This is a genomic window from Alloalcanivorax balearicus MACL04, from assembly GCF_025532145.1.
In the GTDB taxonomy this organism is placed as follows: Bacteria; Pseudomonadota; Gammaproteobacteria; order Pseudomonadales; family Alcanivoracaceae; genus Alloalcanivorax; species Alloalcanivorax balearicus.
Genome location: NZ_ARXS01000005.1, coordinates 153,372 through 171,995, shown reverse-complemented (window position 1 = coordinate 171,995; position 18,624 = coordinate 153,372). Strand labels below are relative to the sequence as shown.

Annotated in this window: 17 protein-coding genes; 7 read left to right on the top strand and 10 right to left on the bottom strand. The window is 60.1% G+C overall.

The genetic code is table 11. The annotated features are described in order from the left end of the window. Window positions 1–19: 19 nt before the first annotated feature. Both MA04_RS06490 and MA04_RS06485 read right to left on the bottom strand, forming a co-directional pair. A complete protein-coding gene (locus tag MA04_RS06490) occupies window positions 20–1,045 on the bottom strand; it encodes a hypothetical protein (RefSeq protein ID WP_262459849.1) in 1,026 nt (341 codons plus the stop codon). A 143-nt stretch (window positions 1,046–1,188) separates the two neighbouring features. Beyond that, window positions 1,189–1,443, bottom strand: coding sequence for a hypothetical protein (locus MA04_RS06485; protein WP_262459847.1), 255 nt, complete (start codon window positions 1,441–1,443; stop codon window positions 1,189–1,191). A gap of 320 nt (window positions 1,444–1,763) precedes the next feature. On the opposite strand from MA04_RS06485, the gene MA04_RS06480 reads away from it, so the two are divergent. Continuing rightward, window positions 1,764–2,456 carry a response regulator transcription factor gene (locus MA04_RS06480; RefSeq protein ID WP_262459846.1) on the top strand — a complete coding sequence of 231 codons (693 nt, stop codon included), beginning with the start codon at window positions 1,764–1,766 and terminating at the stop codon, window positions 2,454–2,456. A gap of 38 nt (window positions 2,457–2,494) precedes the next feature. Further along, window positions 2,495–4,291: a hybrid sensor histidine kinase/response regulator gene (locus tag MA04_RS06475; RefSeq protein ID WP_262459845.1), complete on the top strand. Its 1,797-nt coding sequence runs from the start codon at window positions 2,495–2,497 to the stop codon at window positions 4,289–4,291. On the opposite strand, the gene MA04_RS06470 is transcribed toward MA04_RS06475, so the two are convergent. Next, entirely contained in the window at window positions 4,280–5,044 is a 765-nt protein-coding gene (locus MA04_RS06470) for a cyclic nucleotide-binding domain-containing protein (protein WP_163126455.1), read from the bottom strand. The two genes, MA04_RS06475 and MA04_RS06470, sit on opposite strands and share 12 nt — an antisense overlap. 184 nt (window positions 5,045–5,228) lie before the next feature. On the opposite strand from MA04_RS06470, the gene MA04_RS06465 reads away from it, so the two are divergent. Together MA04_RS06465 and MA04_RS06460 are read left to right on the top strand one after the other, a co-directional pair. Next, window positions 5,229–5,480 carry a hypothetical protein gene (locus tag MA04_RS06465; RefSeq protein ID WP_163126454.1) on the top strand — a complete coding sequence of 84 codons (252 nt, stop codon included), beginning with the start codon at window positions 5,229–5,231 and terminating at the stop codon, window positions 5,478–5,480. A gap of 232 nt (window positions 5,481–5,712) precedes the next feature. Beyond that, complete coding sequence (locus tag MA04_RS06460; RefSeq protein WP_163126453.1) at window positions 5,713–7,230, top strand: vWA domain-containing protein; 1,518 nt, start codon at window positions 5,713–5,715, stop codon at window positions 7,228–7,230. Window positions 7,231–7,275: 45 nt separating this feature from the next. Here the strand turns inward: MA04_RS06460 and MA04_RS06455 are convergent, their stop codons facing one another. Next, window positions 7,276–7,809 (bottom strand): cytochrome b, encoded by a 534-nt coding sequence (locus MA04_RS06455; protein ID WP_163126452.1) that lies wholly within the window; start codon window positions 7,807–7,809, stop codon window positions 7,276–7,278. Window positions 7,810–8,077: 268 nt separating this feature from the next. Between MA04_RS06455 and MA04_RS06450 the strand changes: the two genes are divergently transcribed. The 3 genes from MA04_RS06450 to MA04_RS06440 are packed head-to-tail and all read left to right on the top strand — an operon-like array spanning window position 8,078 to window position 12,600. Continuing rightward, on the top strand, window positions 8,078–8,443 hold the full coding sequence (locus MA04_RS06450; RefSeq protein WP_163126451.1) for a hypothetical protein: 366 nt from the start codon (window positions 8,078–8,080) through the stop codon (window positions 8,441–8,443). 51 nt (window positions 8,444–8,494) lie between these two features. Continuing rightward, complete coding sequence (locus tag MA04_RS06445; RefSeq protein ID WP_262459843.1) at window positions 8,495–11,254, top strand: DUF2339 domain-containing protein; 2,760 nt, start codon at window positions 8,495–8,497, stop codon at window positions 11,252–11,254. Then, the gene (locus MA04_RS06440) at window positions 11,254–12,600 is read left to right on the top strand and encodes a DUF3999 domain-containing protein (RefSeq protein WP_262459841.1); all 1,347 of its coding nucleotides are present in this window, start codon (window positions 11,254–11,256) and stop codon (window positions 12,598–12,600) included. Before MA04_RS06445 ends, MA04_RS06440 begins: the two co-directional genes overlap by 1 nt. Window positions 12,601–12,661: 61 nt before the next feature. Here the strand turns inward: MA04_RS06440 and MA04_RS06435 are convergent, their stop codons facing one another. The 6 genes from MA04_RS06435 to MA04_RS06410 all read right to left on the bottom strand — a co-directional run bounded on the left by MA04_RS06435 (window position 12,662) and on the right by MA04_RS06410 (window position 18,566). Next, window positions 12,662–13,765 (bottom strand): hypothetical protein, encoded by a 1,104-nt coding sequence (locus MA04_RS06435; RefSeq protein ID WP_262459840.1) that lies wholly within the window; start codon window positions 13,763–13,765, stop codon window positions 12,662–12,664. A 28-nt stretch (window positions 13,766–13,793) separates the two neighbouring features. Further along, window positions 13,794–14,570 (bottom strand): hypothetical protein, encoded by a 777-nt coding sequence (locus MA04_RS06430; RefSeq protein ID WP_262459839.1) that lies wholly within the window; start codon window positions 14,568–14,570, stop codon window positions 13,794–13,796. A 49-nt stretch (window positions 14,571–14,619) separates the two neighbouring features. Next, complete coding sequence (locus MA04_RS06425; RefSeq protein WP_163126446.1) at window positions 14,620–15,153, bottom strand: hypothetical protein; 534 nt, start codon at window positions 15,151–15,153, stop codon at window positions 14,620–14,622. A 3-nt stretch (window positions 15,154–15,156) separates the two neighbouring features. Then, the gene (locus MA04_RS06420; protein WP_262459838.1) at window positions 15,157–16,602 is read right to left on the bottom strand and encodes a hypothetical protein; all 1,446 of its coding nucleotides are present in this window, start codon (window positions 16,600–16,602) and stop codon (window positions 15,157–15,159) included. Then, complete coding sequence (locus MA04_RS06415; protein ID WP_262459837.1) at window positions 16,580–17,260, bottom strand: hypothetical protein; 681 nt, start codon at window positions 17,258–17,260, stop codon at window positions 16,580–16,582. The genes MA04_RS06420 and MA04_RS06415 overlap by 23 nt, the downstream gene beginning before the upstream one ends. A 106-nt stretch (window positions 17,261–17,366) precedes the next feature. After that, complete coding sequence (locus tag MA04_RS06410) at window positions 17,367–18,566, bottom strand: FAD-dependent oxidoreductase (protein ID WP_262459836.1); 1,200 nt, start codon at window positions 18,564–18,566, stop codon at window positions 17,367–17,369. Window positions 18,567–18,624: the final 58 nt, after the last annotated feature.

Here is an 18,624-nt window from a genome sequence, read left to right as displayed (position 1 = left end):
GGTGCTCAACGACTACGAATCAGAGCACCTTGGTGGGAAAGGCGCACAGCGGACTGCCGGAGCAGTTTTCGGTCGTTACAAACAGCAGTCGCTCGCCGGTGGGGTCGTTGACCGGATCATTGCTGACGAAGGCCACGAAGCCGAAGAAGTAGATGCCGTCCGCGCCTTTGGCATTGGCATCCGCCACCACTTCCGCATAGGTGTCCGCCGACGGCGTTAACTCATAACTGAAAGTAGCCTGGCTGTTTTCATCCTTGATGTAGAAGTTGGCGAATTCTTCAGCGCCGTTGGTATTGACGAACGCAAAGGGATAAAGCCAGAGGTAACCCTGATTGCCTTGTTCGGAGATGGCGGTCAGGAACTCTTCTTCGGTTTCTTCGAAGTCGGCTGGCGTCGAGCGGTAGCTGTAACGTGCCGTGCCATTGACGGCACGTTGCCAGAGGTAACCGGCATTGCCGCTGTCGTCCGCGATCGGGCCGAGGAGCAGGTAACCGTCCTTTCCTTCCTCATTGGCCGCGTCAATGAGAGCCGCGGCGCTGGTTGCAAGGCCCGGCGTCACCTTGGTTTCGTAGGTGGCATTAGTGCCTTGTTGGTGCATGTAGACGGTTTGAATGGTGGTGTCGCCATACAGACTGATATAAGGAGCACTCAGGGCAAAACCCTCTTGTCCCTGAGCATTGGCCTCGGCCACGAACTGGTCCAGCGTGGGTTGTTGCGGATTGATCCGGTACTCATAAGTGGCTTCCTGGTGGCGACCGAACAGCAGCCCCCCCTGATCCACGTTGGAACCCAGAATCATCGGCCCCAGGAACACATAACCTTCGGCGCCCATATTGATGATTTGCGTGTCGGTGAACTGTGTCCCGGGCAGGAATTCGTAGTGGTATGTGCTGGCGCCGCCATCACCACCGCCGTCACCATCTCCCCCGCCGTTGTCGCCGCCGCCGCTATTATTGCCGCCGCTACTTCCGCCACCGCCACCGCAGGCGGCCAGAGTGATGGAAAACAACGTAACGAAAAGGAATGTGAAGGTACGTTTGAACATAACAGCGTCCCTGTTCATGCATCGCGTTGGGCACCCCTGTTGTCAGACCAGGGGTGAAAGGTAAAGAAACAGTAATAAACGATGCTTCCCGATCCGGCGCTCCCGGGAGGGTCGGTCGAATAGCGATCCGTCAGAATTGGCAATCAGTCGTCGTTCTTGCCGATGGAAGTCATGTCATCCTTGGTGTCCTGGACCGCCTGTCCGGTGTCCTGAACGGACTTCACCGTGCCTTGCACGGTGTTGGTGGCCTTGTCGGAGGTTTCCTGCACCTTGTTGATGGCGTTGGAGGTCTTGTCCAGGGCGTCGTTCATTTTGTCGAGAAAGCCGGCCTGGGCATTCATGGACAAAGCCAGTGCGCAGGCGGCGGAAGTGGCGATAATCAGGGTTTTAAATGTCATTGTCGGTCTCCGTACTGTTAACCGTTGTTCATTGACGAGGTCCGGAATGGGCATGCCCTCCAGACAACGGGCAAAAATATTGCACCGACGCAGAGAACCCGTACCGATTCCGACGCCGGGTGTCGTAAAATGGGGACAATAACGCTGGGTTGCTTTGCCATGGCTCGAGGGGAAGGGAACACGCCCATCGATGTGTTCCCGGCGCAGCTTTCAGAGTGTTGTCACCCGAGTGAATCAAAGCTATCGCCAGTGCCCGGTCTGAACCACCCTACCGTGGTAGGGTTTTCACCCGTCGCCAATGACCTAGGATGGAACGGCGAATGAATGAGGAAGCTGGGCTTCACGGGAAACCGGAAGAAAGGAAGGGAAACATCGAGTATGCCCTGGTGGTGGATGACCACCCTTTGGTAGTGCGCGGTGTGGCGGAGTACCTGATCTCACACTGCGGTTACCCTTCGGTGCACAGCGTCGCGGATGGCGACGCCTGTATGGCGTTCATCGCCGATAACGGAGCGCCCAACCTGGTCATTATTGATTTCTGGCTGGCCGATGGTGCCGCGCCGCCTCTGGTAAAGGCATTATCCGATCATTGCCCCGCCACCCGGCTGTTGGTCATGAGCGGTGATGATGGTGTTGGTATCGATGCCCAGGCACGGGACGCCGGCGCTCACGGTTTCATTCATAAGAATGAATCGCCGGAGACGTTTGCCCGGGCCGTGACGGCGTTGCGCCGAGGGAAAACCTGGTTTGCGGATGTGGACCCGGCGTCAGCGGCAATACTCCGGTCCCGTCGGGAGCTGCTGATCAGTCCGGCGGATCTGGGATTGACCCGGCGCCAGGGCGAGGTGTTGGCGATGATGCTTAAGGGACTGCCTAATAAACGGATTGCCATGGCGCTCAATGTCACCGAGCAAACGGTCAAGGAGCATGTCTCGTCCATCCTGCAGAAACTCGGTGCCAGTAATCGGGTGGAAGCGATCGCGTTGCTGCACGGGCGACGCCTGCGGCTATGAACACCCCGCCTGCCAGAGGGAATGTGGTGGCACCTTCCATGGCCGATTTGAGTGCTGACGGCCGCGCCCGCCTGTTGGATATCACTCGTGTCAGGCTGTTTTATAGCGCTTCGGTAACGCCGTTCGCGGGCATGGCCTTCATCGTCTGGTTTTATCTTCAGGGGCAGGATATTTCCTGGTTGCTTGTGGAGTTGGCCGCGTACCTGCTGGGCGTCTGGCGGCTGTTCGTTCTGCGTCGGCGTTATCTGGCGGACAGAGCGTCCCTTGATAGTGAGAAGGTGCTTGAAAAATGGCTGCCGGTGGTCAAGCGCATCGCCGTTCTGCATGGCTTCGGACTGGCCTTGGTGGTGTTCCTGACGGCGGGGAAGGTGACTTTTGAGTTTGCCGCCGTGCTGCATATTACCTATGCCGGTACCATCGCCGCCAACGCCACTCACCAGACGCCGGTGTGGGGTGTGTTCCTGCGCTTTTTCCTGTGTTGCTGGGGGCCGGTGGTTTTAATGATGCCCTGGACGGTTCCCGAGCATTGGCATTTCGTGTTGCTGATGGGGGTATTGTTCGGTGTGGCCATGTATCGCCATGGCATCACCTCCCACCGCTTCTTTCTGCAGCAAATGAAACTGGAAGAGGACAGTGCTGCTTTGGCTAAACGTTTCCGTGCGGCCAAGGAAGAAGCGGAACGAGCCTTGCAGGACAAGAACCGGTTTCTTACCACCGCCAGTCATGACCTGCGCCAACCGGTGCATGCCATGGGCTTTCTGATTCAGGCCATCGCGCATCGCAATCGCGATGAAACGCTCAAAGATCCGATCCAGGATTTGCAACAGAGCGTGCGTTCGGTGGATCTGATGTTCAACTCGCTGCTGGACCTCTCCAAGATGGAAACTGGCGCGGTTACCGCGCAACGCACGCCGGTGCTGTTGGACGCCATCGTCGAGGATGTGGCGACCACGTTTCGCGAGGAAGCCAACAGCCGTGGCCTGGATCTGCGTATCCGCATCGCCCGAAAAGAAGCGGTGGTTCTGGGCGACGCCAGCCTGATTCGCCGCTGTTTGATCAATCTCACTCACAATGCTCTGCGTTATACCGCCCATGGTGGTGTCCTGCTGTCGGTACGCCACCGACAGGGGAATTGGCTGCTGGAAGTATGGGATACCGGAATCGGTGTGGCGCTGGAGGAACAAAAGAGTATTTACACGCCGTTTTATCGCAATGCCTATTCCTGGGGAATCGACAGCGCCGGCCATGGCCTGGGGCTGGCGATGGTGGCGCGTAGCGCCAAGATAATGGGCGCTGGCTACGGCCTGGATTCCAAGGAAGGGCGGGGCTCACGGTTCTGGTTGTCATTGCCGGCTATGAAACAATTGAAAGCCGGTCATGCGGCCTCGGGTAATGCGATGAATACCTCTTTGAACCGGCTCACGTTGCTGACCGGGAGTTGCCTGGTTATCGACGACGACCCACTGGTGACCAGGGCCTGGCAGAGTCTGATGGAAGCCTGGGGCATAGAAGTCCGCTGCGCCGCATCTGGTACCGAGGCGTTTGGTCTGTTGCGAGACGGGTTCCTGCCTCAAGCGATTCTTTGCGACCAAAGACTGCGCTCCGGGGAGAGCGGTTTCGAAGTTTTCCAGGCTCTGCTGGAGGCATGCCCGGAATCCGGCGGAGCTATGGTCAGCGGTGAATTTCATTCTCCTGTTCTGGAGCAGGCGGAACGGGATGGCTATCTGGTGTTGCGTAAACCTCTGCAGCCGCCGCAACTGCACGCCGTATTGTCGCAATGGCTGGAACCCGGAGAGGCGGCCAGCGAAAGCGATTGTTCCGGGTCAGCCGGATAGCGCCACCACACGATGATTGAGTCGGGTGATTTGCCGCGCCATGTCGGTCATCAGCCTTTGAATCAGGGTGGGATGGGCCCGGATCAGTTGATGAAACTGGCTACCGGGCACCCGCACCGCGGAACAACGAGTGCGCGCTCGTACCGTGGCGCTGCGTGAGGAGCCGGTAAGCACGGCGATGGCGCCCAGCACCTCGCCCTCGCCGACCTGACCCACGGCCACATCATCCACCAGCACATCCGCTTCGCCTTCGAATAAATGGTAGACGTCAGTGGCATGCTCTCCCTGACGGATCAGCACCTCGCCGGGTTGAAAGTAGACGAAGGCTGAGTGAGCGTGGTGATCTTCACCGACCCTGGCCGCCAGCATGTGCAGCAGAATACGCTCCCTTAGATCCCGCAGGCGCTCCCATAAAGCCGCGAGATGGGACTCTTTTTGCAACCTCTGAAGCACGATCTTCCAGGGATAGGCTGCCAGTAACACGGCGCTATCCGCCTTGTAGCTCAGTTCCGTATCCTGTGGCAGTACATCCCCTTCATCACACAGGAACAGGGGGCTTTCGCCGTGACGGGCCACCACCATGCCGCCACGTACCACATGCAGACATTCTTCATGGAGCGGCAGCCTGTCCGCCGGAGGCTGAGGGCGAGGGATGGCCAGATCCGCCAGAGCCACGGTCAGTTCACTGCCCAGTCGCTTGTAGTCCCGTGCCAGTGCGGCAAAGCCGGGAAGAGGGTCGCCAAGTGTCATCATGGTGTTCTGTCGTCCGCGGTAGCCGAAAAGTAACGTGTCGTTGACCAAGCAGGGGGCGTGCCATTCCCCGGCGTCTTTAATCATGGCCTCTGGGCGTTATCGAGAGACGTGAAGGCAGGCACAATATTGTGCAAAGTGACAAAAAAAGTCAGGGAGGAGTGCTGTGGGATACTGGATCCGCATAATGACAGTGGTGTTACTGGCCACCCTGGGCCTGCTGGGGCTGGGGTTGATTGCCGTGGGGATGATGACGATGGACGATTGCCCGTCTCGTTCCGATTGTCTGGCCTGGCGCATGCTGGGTGTGATCATCTGGCTGCCGACATCACTGGTGTTGCTGGTCACCGCGCTGTGGCTTTGGCGCTGGCCCTCCTGGTGGGCGCTGACGCCGCTGTTATTGCCGCTGTGTCTGATGGCGGTTTTTGTAATGGGATAATTTTTCCTCGCTTCCCTTCTGCTTCCGCCGCGCTGTTTTTTGCACCATCGTCCTCCCTTTTTCCGCCAATTCCCTACCGAGGTAGGGTTCTTTCCCTCGTCATGATCACTAGGCTGTTGGACAAAAGTGTTGGATAAGCAGCAAAAAAGTGAAGTTTTGAGGGGGGATACCATTCAATCAAGGCGGCATCAGCAGGGAAGACAAGCGGGCCGGCGACAAGGAGAGATTCATTATGGCTATCTTCCGTTCTTTATTCACTGTACCCCTGGTGGCGTTGCTGGCCGCCTGCGGTAGCGACAGTTCCTCGTCAGGTGGCGGTGGCGGGAATCCGAACCCCGAACCGGATCGCCAGGTAAGTGGCGTCCTGATCAGTCCCGAAAGCAACTCTCAAACCACTCTCCGCTTCAGCAGCGACGCATCGCCGGTGATGTCGATGGCGGCGACAATGGCGGTGGAGTGTCCGGGAGATATCCCGGCGGGCTATGTCCGTTTGGCTGACGTCACCGTGACGCTGCTGGACGTGGATGGCAACGCACTGGCGGAGACGCTGACCACTGACGAGTGCGGAATCTTCGACGGTACCGTCCCGGAGCAGGCGATGTCGATACGCGCGGAGCCGGGCAATGGACTGCGGCCCATGGAGGCGGATATCGCTGTTTTCGTTGTCGATGACGACGACGCCGAACCCACCGTAGTGAGTACCATAAGCGATAGCGCCGAGTATGAGATTCGCTCACTGCTTCGGCAGTCGGACGGTCGTTTCGCCTTTACCGTGGCGGATAGTGAATCCGGACGGCCGGTGATCGGCATTCCGGAGGGACGCTTCTCCCTTGATATCGCTGGCACCGATGTGCCGCTGGACTCCGTGACGGTGGCGGCCCAGGCTCAGGAACAGGCCGCGATATCCCTGGTGCTGGATGCCAGTGATTCCATGCGCACCGAGGTTTACCAGGATGGGGATGGTAATTCCATCAAACGTTGGCACGTGGCGCGTGAGGCAACGCATTTATTCCTCAATGAGAAAGGGGCGAATGACCTGACCGGTATCGTGATCTTTTCCGCGATCGATGAAGTCAACCTGATCAATGACGCCTTTTTGGATCAGGCTTTCGACTTCATCGATGGTGAGGGAAACAGCACTTCGTTCGCCTTCTCCGTCAGTGGCTTCACCACGGAGGTGGTTGGCTTGAGAACGGTGGCTGATCTGTACAGCCCCTATAGTAAGCTCTATCAGTTCCCTTCTTCCGGGCTGCAGACGGAGCCACACCCGGATTCAGCGGCTATCCAGGCCTCCTATTATCCCTGGGCCAGCAGCACTGCCTTGTATCACGCGGTCGCTCTTGGACTGGACGAGGTCGCCATGCAATCACCGACCCGAAAGGCGGTGGTGACCATGGGCGATGGCGAAGATAACAGCTACGGTATTTCCTTGCAGGAGGTCATTGATCACGCCAATAATCTGGCGATTCCGGTATTTTCCATTGCGCTTGGGGTGGATGAAAGCAGCACAGGCGGACAGGCACTGCGCCAGTTGGGCGAAGAAACCGGTGGAGATTTCGTTTCGGTGAGCGACGATGGTGCGGAAACCGAGCTGTTGCGCGTATTCGAGTCGATCCAGATCGGCATTGTGTTCCAGTATCTGGCCACTCTGGCTGATGCCGATCAGGTGCAGCCGGGGGATACGGTGACGTTACGCCTGGAGTACAACGGTTTGGAAACCGAGCGGCAGTTCACTGTCCCGACACCGTAGAACGCGCCGGTCCGGCCAGGGATGGCCGGTCCGGCGATGTCGCCTTCAGCGCCGGAGAGGCATCATGCGCCGCAGCGTGTCGTCCCGGTTCAGGAAATGGTGCCAGAGTGCGCCGATCACATGCACGCTAACCAGCACCAGAAAGACGTACCAGAGCAGATCCTTATGCAGCCAGGCCAGTGTTTCCGCCAGTTCTGGCCTTACCGGTAGCCACTGAGGTATTTGCAAAGAACCGAACAGGATGACGGGCTTACCGGCGAATTGGCGCATCGTCATACCGATTATCGGCAGAGCAATCACTACCAGATAAAGGCCGGCGTGGATCAGTTTGGACAGACCTTTTTGCCAGCGTGGGCCGGTGAAAGGGGGAACGTCGTGACGTCGGCGCAAAATAAGACGATAAAGCATCAACACAAGAATGAGTGCGCCGAGGGAAAAGTGCAACATGGTCCAGCGGTCGCGCCAGACCCCGCCTTTCTCAGCCATCTCATGCAGTTCCACAAACGCCCAGACCAGTACCAATAAAACCGCGACCAACCAGTGCAGGTATCGTATGGATCGGTTCCAGATTCGTTCCATCGCGTCCTCTCCTGTTTCAAGGAGATTAGTATTAGCGGTTTTTCTATTCCGGGTTTGATTTATGTCAACAAGCCGGAGAGCGATATTATCGCCACGGTGTTACGGCATTTGGATTTTCTGCATTGGAATACCCATTTCAAAACCACCTTCAAAATGAATAGAAACACAGTCGCGGAGAATTGAGCGTCGCGCAGCCGCCCCGGGGTGGGTAGGATACCAGAGAGGCTCTCGCCGAGGGTGCTGCTGAGAGCAACCAGGGAAAGGCATTATGAAAAAAATTCGGATTTTCATCGTCTTCACTTTCATTACGACCTTGGGTTCCACAGTTCAGGCCACCCAGCCTCCGCCTCAGGGCGGCGACTGGCCGGTATGTGACCGATTGGAGATGGGGTTCTTCGTGGTCGCCTCCCTGCGCTATGAAGAAGGTCTTTCCAAGGAGGAGGCACTGGAACTGCTGGCGGAGGACGACATCGAGGACCCGGCGGAAGAGGCCCTGTTTCGGCGTATGATCGATCGGGTCTACGAGCTGCCGGCGGATTTGCAGGAGCAGGCCGAGGCTCAGGGCGAGCCGGAGATGACGGTGGAAAATCTGATCGGTGACCTGCTCGAGGAGTGCGAGCGGCAACTGGGGTGAAGAACGCGACCCGGGTTTTGAGGTGCCGCCACGGAAAGGGATGGAGAAGTAATGACCCCACAGCGAGAGAACACCTGGCCGTTGGCTTCGATGACTTTCATGGCACTGGCCGGAGCGTTGGCGGGCGGCGCCGTAATGGCCTTCGTGGCGATGCTGCTGGGGGCCCTGAGTGGTTCCTGGGTAGCGGCGGGCATCTTGTGCGCGGTGTTAGGTGCCTTGGGAGCACTGACCGGCTTCGCCATTGTTCTGCTGGTGCTGATCCGGGACCGGGTGACGGCCAGCGAACAACGGATCCGGGCATCGCTCGCGTCGGCTGACAGGGGGCCTTCGTCTCACGCCACATCGCAGTCGGCAGCGCCGGTGGTTTCGCCGGAGCCGGCTTCCGTGGAACCGCCACTACCTCGCCCGCCGGAATCGCCACCACCACGACCATTGCAACCTCCAACGCAGCCGCAACCGGAGCAGGCGCCCGGGAAGCCGCTTGCCCCGCCGGCTCCGTCCCTGTTTTCGCGGGGCTTCCAGCGTATCGGTGCCTGGCTGAAAGGCGGCAATACCATTGCCCGCGTGGGTGTTCTGGTGCTGTTCATCGGCGCCGCGTTGCTGGCCAAGTACGCCGCGGAGAGTGGCCTGTTTCCGCTGGAGGTCCGGTTGGCGGCGGTGGCGTTGCTGGGGATGGCGTTACTGGGGTTGGGTTGGCGGCTGCGCATCCGGCATGTTGGCTATGCGCTGATTCTGCAGGGCGGAGGCGTGGCGATACTGTATCTGACCCTGTACGCCGCTTTCCGCCTGTTCGCTGTGATCCCCTCCGGGCTCGCGTTTTCACTGATGGTGGTGGTGGCGTTGGCCGCGGCGATGCTGGCGGTGGCGCAGAATGCGCTGATCCTGGCGGTGATCGGCTTCGCCGGCGGTTTCCTGGCGCCATTGCTGACATCCAGTGGCGCAGGCAGCCATATCTCGCTGTTCAGCTATTACACCGTGCTCAATCTGGGCGTCTTTCTGGTGGCCTGGTTCCGGGCCTGGCGTCAGCTCAATCTGGTTGGCTTTCTGTTCACGTTCGGCATCAGTGCTCTGTGGCGTGGAGGGGGCTATTCGCCGGAGCATCTGATCAGTACGGATCTGTTTCTGGGGCTTTTCTTCCTGATGTATATGGCGGTGTCCCTGTTGTTTGCCCGGCGCCAGGCGAAGGCCGATCTGGGGTATGTCTCGGGGACGCTGGTGTTCGGGTTGCCGGTGGTCACTTTCGGTCTGCACGCTTCCCTGGTCTCGCATCTGCCCTACGCCTTGGCCTGGAGCGCCTTGGCCTTCGCGCTGTTTTACCTGGGGCTGGCACTGATTCTGTTCTATCGGCGCCGATCGGAATGGCGCCTGCTGGCCGAGGCCTTTGCGGCTCTGGGGGTGATATTCGGCAGTCTGACGGTGCCCCTGGCGCTGTCCGGAAGTGCCACCGCGGCGATCTGGGCCGTGGAGGGCGCCGGGCTGTTGTGGCTCGGGGTGCGCCAGAAGCGAAAGCTGGCGCGGGCTTTCGGGGTCCTGTTGCAAGTGCTGGCGGCCGGACAGCTGATGCTCGCCATGCCGGATTACCTGCAACCGACCATGCCGTTCTTCAACGGGATCTTCATGGCGGCGTTCGGATTGGCGGTGGCCGGATATGCGAGCGGCGTGTTCCTGTCCCGGCTGGGCGCGGCGCGGGCCTCCTACGAACGAGGGGGCGCCCGGATCCTGTTGGCGTGGGCGGTGTTCTGGGCTTTGTTTGCCGGTGGCGCGGAAGCGGGCGAGTACGCTCCCTTCCATAGCGAGGCGGGCTGGTTACTGCTGGTGCCAACCCTGATCATGCTACTGCTGACCTGGGCCGGACGGTGGCTGGCCTGGGAAACCAGCGTTCGCGTCGCGCCTTTGTTGGGCGCGGGTTTTGTCGCTATTGCCGGCCTGGCGTTGTTGACCCTGTCGCATCCGCTGGCGCATGGGGCTCTGTGGGGCTGGCCGGCATTGTGGCTGGTGTACTACCACACGTTGTGGCTGCGGGACCGGAGAGAGGCAACGTTGCTGCCCGGAATGACGCCGTGGCTGCACGCCCTGGGACTATGGAGTCTGGCACTGGTGCTGTTGCCCGAGTTGCCGTGGCGGATCGGCAATGTGCTTGATGGCGTCTGGCCGGTGCTCACCTGGGGGCTGATCCCGGCGGCGCTCATCACTCTGTGTGCCCGCTCACCGGGTGTCTGGCCCTGGCGGCGGCATGCGCCGGCGTACCGCTGGCAAGGGGCCCTGCCCCTGGCGGCGTTGGCCGTCGGCTGGCTGATCTGGATCAATCTGTCTCACGACGGTGCACCGTCGCCATTGCCGTATTGGCCGTTGCTCAACCCTCTGGATCTCAGTGTGGCTGTGACGATGATGGCCATTGTTGGCTGGTGGCGGGAGACACCACGACCCTATTCCGTGTTTGCTGTATCGATGCTGGCGGCACTGGTTTTCCTGTGGCTGAGCGCCGCCCTGGTGCGTGCTCTGCATTACGGCGTGGGCACCCCGCTTGATGCCGCCGGGATGGTACATTCAGTGACGGTGCAAATGGCCTTGTCCCTGTTCTGGGCCCTTTTGGGGCTGGCCGCCATGATCACCGCCACCCGCAAAGGATGGCGCCCCGTGTGGATTCTGGGAGTGGCCTTGTTGGGCGTGGTGGTGGTGAAACTGTTTCTTATCGATATGGCGGGCACGGAAACCCTGGCCCGTATCGTCTCGTTCCTGGGCGTCGGGCTGATACTGCTGGTTGTCGGCTATTTCTCGCCGTTGCCGCCCCGGGGAAAGGAGTCTTCCTGATGCGTCTCTGGATTCTGCCTTGTTTCATCGCCGCGCTCGGTTACGGTTCCGCTACCCTGGCGGTGCCGCTACCGGATGATTTCGCCGAGGGCATTCCGATCACGCCGGTGGGGGAAGGGCGGGCCTATCAGTTGTCCTTGCCGGAACCGGTTTATCAGGTCAGCACCCGGGCCGATCTCGGTGATGTCAGGGTCTTCAATCGTGACGGCGGTGTGGTGCAGCACGCCTTCTGCGAGATCGAGGATCAGACCGAGCAAAACACCGTGGCGCATCCGGCGGCGTTGTACGGCCTGCCCCCCGGACGTCGCCCGGCCGAGCACCTGGGCGGTCAACTGGCCATCGACACCGCGGATGGGCTGAGCATGCGCTGGCAGCGGTCAGAGCCGGAGGAGGGCGCATCGGCGGAGGCCGGTGCCTTTGAATACATTGTGGATGCGCGTGGGGTGGAACAGCCGGTCGCCGGTATTCGCCTGGACTGGCGCTGGCGCTCCCCGGAAGGACGGCAGGAACTGCCGATTCGTATCGCCGCCAGCGACGATCTGGATCAATGGAGAACCGTCGTCACGCGAACCACACTGTTGCGGCTGGACGGGGAGGCGCTGGAGACCGCTGCCGTGGCACTGCCGGAGCATCATTATCGGTTTCTGCGCCTGATCCCCGAGGATGAACGGGCCCGGGACTGGTTGCGAAACGCACAGGTGCTGACCACGCGCACCGAGGTGGAATCCGTTCCGTTGATATGGGCGGAGACGGAGCGGAGCGCGGCCGATGCCCTTGATAGCCGGTTCCGGAGTTCCCGCCCCGCGCCGGCGCGGCAATGGCGGTTGACCCTGCCGGGGCCGAATCGGGTTCTCGAGGTGCGGTTGAGTTCCCGTGCCGACGAAACAGCCGCCTGGCGGCAACGCTTTCAGGGCCCGGTCACCTCGGGGCCGGAGACCGGGGCTACCGAAGCTCAGGACATGGCCTCGACGAGTGATGGGTTATGGCGGCTGGAAGTGTTGTCCGGTGGGGAAGCTCTATCCGGGGAACCGCCCTCGTTGCAACTGGGGTACCCGCCGATACGGCTGGGGTTCCTGGCCCAGGGGGAAGGGCCATTCCTGCTGGCCTACGGTAGCCGCCGGTCCGCGCCCGCCCAAGTGTTGGATTGCGCGGTTCTGGGCGATGAGCCCGCGGCGGCGCGGGCGGAATTGAAGCAACGGCGCGAGCTGGGGGGCAACGCGGCTTTGCAGGCTCCGCCGAAGCAAACCCCGATACGGCGGATGATATTGTGGGGGATTCTGATCCTGGGCGCGGCCCTGGTTGTCGCCATGGCGGTGGGTTTGCTGCGCAAGCTGGACAACCGCTGATTAGCCGTTGATTAACTGTAGATGATGACGAGGCCCGCCGGCGGGCCTCCGCCGTACCCGGTCAATAGCTGAAATGTACCGGGAAGGTGACATCTGCCCTCCGCCAGATGCCTTCCAGGTTTCCCTGTTGATCCACCTCCAGCAGAAATTGTGCTTTGCCATCCGGCCGGGTCAGTTTCAATGACTTGTCCTGAGTCGTTTCCAGAGGATGCAGCGGGCCGGCCTGGGATTCCGCGTAGAACGATTGATCGACATCGGAGCTCCTGCCGAGAACCAAAGTGACGAGATCACCATGATCAGCCCGCGCGCGATAGATCCCCGGGTGAGGGTGTCGTCCCCTGGGCAACGAGCAGGAGGAGAGAGACTTACGCTCAAACAAACAACGGCCATAGTCGTTCAGCCAGGGCTGTAAAGCATCCCGGGAATAGCGTGCCGAGAGCCGGCCCAAATCATTCAGCGCCTGTGCCACGCGCGGGAACGGACAGTCGCGGGTGAGGGTGAGTTGAGCCGCCTCGAGGATCATGGTGTCCGCGACGGTCTGGTCATTGAGAAGCGCCTCGAGACACTGGGTGTAATACTCCTGTCGCGATTGCATTTCGTCGGAGTCCCGGGAAGCCCCTGTCTCATTTTTCAGGGCGGCCTCGAGCCTGGGGCGCCATTGTCGACGTACATCCTGATTCAGTGAAGCCAGCCCCTGTTTGGTAAACAGATCTTGCAAGCTCAATGGATGGCCGGTGGCGGTGTCGAAGCTGTAGGCGTGGGAGAAGGACGAAGGATACCCATTCAGTTGGGTGCCATGAACCGTCAGTGAAAGAAAAGCGCGGGTGTGGGCCAGGACAGTGAAATCCAGGCTGGTGAAGCCATGGGGTTTGCCGGAAGAGGTCCAGACCCGCTCAAAGGCGGTGCGGCCATCGACCGGAAGCTGACCGAGCGCGCTGGCTTGCAGCCAGGCATTGATGCGCCAGGCGATCCATCCGATGTTGCAACGCGCGGTGGGCCCACAGGAGGAACCGGTGATCCAGGGAAACCGGAAGGTGGTCTCCAGATCGGGGTGCGTGGCGGCGATCGCCGCCACCGACAGCCGGGTTGGCCAGGGACTGGGGGGCTGCGCTTGCGCCGTGGTGGACACCGCGGACATGACGGCGAGCACGAGAGCACCCGCCATGCCCAACCAACAGGCCCGGTGTCCCGGTCTAGCAGCAGGAGAGGGCTTCGACACCAAGGATATATAACCCCTCTTGCCGGCTTTCGTCTGAAGAGCGAATGATGAGTTCATAGTCTCCTGGTGCTCTTAAAAAGACGTCGAGGTGTGCATCGGTGTCGTCACCGCTGTCGATGGCTTCATAGTGGCTGCCATGGTCGACCAGAAGATAAGCGCTGAAATCGTCGGAGCCGAAGCGAATCCGGTATTGTCCGATCTTGTCGACGTGCAAGGTGTGCTTTGCATCGAGCCCCCGCAGCCAATCCTTGATGGTGACCCCGGGCACCAGAGGGGCGATGCTCTGAAGCTCGGTGGTCTTGAAGCTCACTGTATACTGCCCCAGGGAACGCTGTGAATTCCCACCCACGGCCAGTAGATAAGAACCTTCTTTTTCGATTTTGTGGCTCAGATGACCATGGTAGCGGTTCAGGGCGGTGTCGCTTTGATCGTCTTTCTCATACCGCAATAAGGTCCCGTCGGGGGCGAACAGGGAAAGGTAGCTGTTGAGTTCCCCGGTGACGTCGAACCTGGCCACCTGGTTGGCCGCAAGCTCAACTCGGTAGAGATGATAACGACTGCCGTCGTTGAAGTTCATGGGTGCTTCGGCCGTCAACCTGTCTCCGGTCTCGTCGCCGGGCTCCAATGGCCGGGACGTGGCCTCGGATGCCCTGGCCTGGAGAGCGGCGAATAGCAGGATCAGGCTGAAAAGCGCCGTCAGCCGGCGTTTCCCGCCGGTTACCGAAAGACAGAGTGGTGATGAGAGTGTCATGAGGTGGGGTCATCCCGAGGCAGTGGCTTGGATAGCGTTCTTTGGAGGATCAGCGCCGGCGTTTTTTAGCAGACTCCTGCAAAAAGGCATCGAGACTCCGAACATGACTTTGCAGCTTGGCGAAGTTCCAGACGAAATCGCCCCACATGTTCATCGTATATTCCCGTTCGGCGGTGACCACGATCAATTTGTTGGGTCTGATGGGCAAGGCCCTGAGGCTGAGAGTATTGTCCTGAACGGTTATTTCTTTTATCCGTTCAACGGGAATGTCGTAAAGCAATCCGGTGCGATCGGATGACAGCGTCAAGCGAGCTTCAGTGCAGAGCAGCAGCTTGCCGTCGTCGACAATGCGGTGAACCAGCCAGAGTAATGCCGCGACGACCGGGAGTGGCCAGGCGATGAACAGATTCAGACCATCGAGGGAGGTGCCGGTATACAGCGCGAAGCTGATAACAACGATTGCGGTCAGCATGAAACCGCCGCAGCCGGCCAGAGCGATGAAAAACACCACCCGCCAGAAACCCGCGTAGTACCAGGAGAATTCGGGACAAGCCGATTGAGGCGAGTGGGTGGGTGTGGTCATCAGTCATGGCTCGAAATGAAAGGCGTGGCGGGAGCTGTAAAAATCTTTCAACGCCTCGGTTCGCTTATTGCGGTAGTTCATATAGTAGACCACGTGGGTTTGGCCAAGCCGGGCGTAGCGCACCAGATGCCAGTCTTGTTTGGACTCAAAGATCAGCCCGCTGTCGTCGGCTATCAGAACGCTTTGATCGCCAGACACTCTGTCAGCGTCGAAGACGAAGCCATCATCATATCGCATATAGATCCCGCCGGATGGACGTTCAAATTCTGACTGGCTCGGTTGCAACGGAACCTTGACTCTAATGTAGTCACTTTTCCCATCGTCGCTTTGGAAGACCATGTTTTTTCCGAGGGACAGCATGTAATAGCCGCTGCCGGACCAGTGTTCGGCCGTATAGCCCTGAGGGAGTGTCATTTTCGCGCCCTCGAACAGGGAGACGGATTGCGCCGGCGAGAACAGGCCGAGGATGTTGTCCATGTAGCTGTTCAGACTGACGCTGTCGTCCGCGCCGGTGGTCCGGGCGTTATTGGCGATGACGCCGAACCGTTTGGCCTCGTCCATATTCCTCAATGTGCGGGCGGTGATCAGCAGGGTACGCCCCTGGCTCAATGGAACCGTCCGATACAGGTCATAGCCGGCAAGATAGGCCTCATCCTCGGCTTCGTCGTACTCGGTGAAGGCATCGACGAACAAGCCGTCCTGTTCATAGAGACGATGCGTTCCGGGCCAGCGGCTTTCTTCCGCGACGTCCTTTGGAGGCGCGTCCTTGATCGTCAACGTCAGGTCCGGGTTCACCTGATTGAACAGAGGCTGGTTGGTCTTGGGCTTGGCCAGGCTGAATAAACGCCACTGCTTCGGCCCTTCCTGATGGACATAAAAGCCGTTATCCCCCGACGGCAGATTCAGGGTAAAGGCCTCGGGGAAAACAACAGTCACGCTGTTGCCGGCCTGAGCCGGGATTGCCAGGTCGGCGTGTTTTTCCGCTTCTTCCCGTTTCATCGTCTCGATGTGCTGGTGCCGCTCATTCAAAGCATTCTTGAACTCGGCTTCGCCGTCCAGCGGATGGGGTTTGATGAAGAAGATGTTTTCGCGGCCGTCGGACATCAGCAGTTTCAACTGGCCGTCAATCAGCTTCGCCGTCAATTGTGTCTTCAAACGCTGCATGCGCTTGTCGTCCGGCTCGGGCAGCAGAGCGAGCGGTTTGTCCGGTTTTTTAGCGTCATAGGCGACCAGGCTGCCGTCTTCGTCGTCATAGACGAAGAAACTCGACTTGCCGAGACCCGCCAGGGAAAGAGGGGACAGCATGGCGGTCTTGAGAACGAACCTGGTATCGTCCGGGCCTTGCACCCGCCAATAGCTTTTTTCCGCCAACGCGATGCCCGGCGTCGTGACCAGGGTGGCTTGCAGGCAGAGCCAGAGAGCCGCTTTAGTATTCTTGGCGTTCATCATAAAAACTCGGTAACCCCGGAGCGTAGTAGAGGGCGAGGATGCCCCCTCGTCCTCCCTTGGGACGTTCGTCGCCGGACCAGCTCGATGCCAATTCGCACAAACATTCGTTCTCGACGCTGAGGCGCACGGCGCCGTCCTCGAGCCGCCAGAAATAGACCTTGCCGCGATGGTCTTCCCCACTGGCGGTGACCGGACCGTATTCTTTCTCCAAGCGGGTCTTGAGCGTCATCACCTGATCATCATCGAACACGTCCAGGGGCTTTTCCCCTTTCACGCCGTCGTAGTTACCGACCCGCGAGGTGATGATGTACAGGGTGTCGTCCTGGTCGGTAAGAAAGGCGGGCGCCCAAAGGGGAATATCGTGGAAGTAGACGTTGGGTCTGGCGGTTTCCTCTTCCCAGTCGATGGAGAAGTTGCCTCGCAGGATGTCCTTGGCCTGATACTGTTCACCAAAAAGGAACACCTGCAGGTTCATGACCTCATTGGAAGGTTCCCGGGTATAGGGAATGTGGTTGTCGTCGAGCAGTGGAGCGATGGCGGTATCGCTGTCCAGAGCATCCAGATCCAGCCTTGGGGCACGATCCGCGCAGCCGCTCATCGCCAGTATCGCTCCCAGGCAAAAGCACACGGGCCGGAGCAGATCTCCGTTGATACTCATGAGTACATCCTTTGCAGTTTTATCGACATGGTGATCCCTCCATGCTTGGTCAAAGTATAGGCAGTCCTGGTTTAACCCGCAAAAATCGTGGTCTGGGGACAGGTGATCAACGCAACAGACCCCGCTTGGCGCCAGCCACGGTCAGCGCCATTTGCCGCGGCAGCCAGGGCATGCGACACATCAGCGGAAAGGCGATGTCACGTAACGCCGGGATCCACGTGCCATGAGACTGGAACAGGGGCGTCAGCCAGCGACTCATGTTCTGGTAGAAGCGGATCGAGCCGGACCGCCGTCGCCGGAAGCCAGCCCACACCTGGGACCACTGATCCGCCTCCGCCATCGCCTGGCCCAGAGCCTGGGCATCCAGCAGCGCCATGGTGCCGCCCTGGCCCAGTTGCGGGCTCATGGCATGGGCGGCGTCGCCGATGATGCCCAGCCGGCCCTCGCCCCAACGGTGCAAAATCACATCGCGATAGGTAGCCTGGAGCAGATCCTCGGAAGAAGGCAGGTGTGTGAGCAACGGTGTCAGGTCCGGCCAGAACGCGGCGGTTTCCTGTTTCCATTGTTCGAACGGATGGGCGCCATTGCGCCAGTGGGGCATGTCGGCCACCGGCAGGCTCCAGAAAAAACTCAGCAGCGGCGTGTCGAGGGCGTCCGGAGTACGGCCGGTGGGCAAAACCCCGGCCATGCGATGGGCTCCCTCGTAACACTGGCGCAGCCAGGCGCCGTCGAAGCCGGCTTCCATTGGCATAATCGCCCACAGTGCGCCCCACGGGTATTGGCGGTCATAGCGCACCCAGTCGGCGGGACGCAGGTGGCTGTTGCTGCCGTTGGCAATCAAGGCAGCGTCGAAGCGATGCTCGCCCTGGTGGGCTCCGGCGCCCACTACCACCGTGACCCCCTGAGGATCGTGGCGCAGGGCGTCCACCCGGGTGCCCAGCCAGCGTTGATGGGCATAGGCGTCCAGACTGTCGCTCAGAACGTGGCAAAGACTGGCCCGATGTACTCCGAGTCCTTGTACCCCGGGACCCAGCAGGTGATACCGGGTATCCATCAACACCCGCCCGGAGCGGGTCACCCCGTGGAGGCCGTCCATGGGAGCGCCCAGTTCGGCAAGGGCCTTATAGCAACCCAGCTCCCGAAGGACCGACAGGCCGGTGGGCTGCAGCAAAATGCCGGCGCCCACCGGTGCCAGCGCCGGTGCTTGCTCCAGCAGGGTGATTTCATGTCCCTGGGCGGCCAATACCCGGGCGCTGGCCAGTCCGGCGGTGCCGGCGCCGATAATGGCTATGGATTGCGACTTCACAGGTGATGCTCCCCCGGTGATCAGCCTGGCATTATACGCACCTGGCACCCTCGTGCAG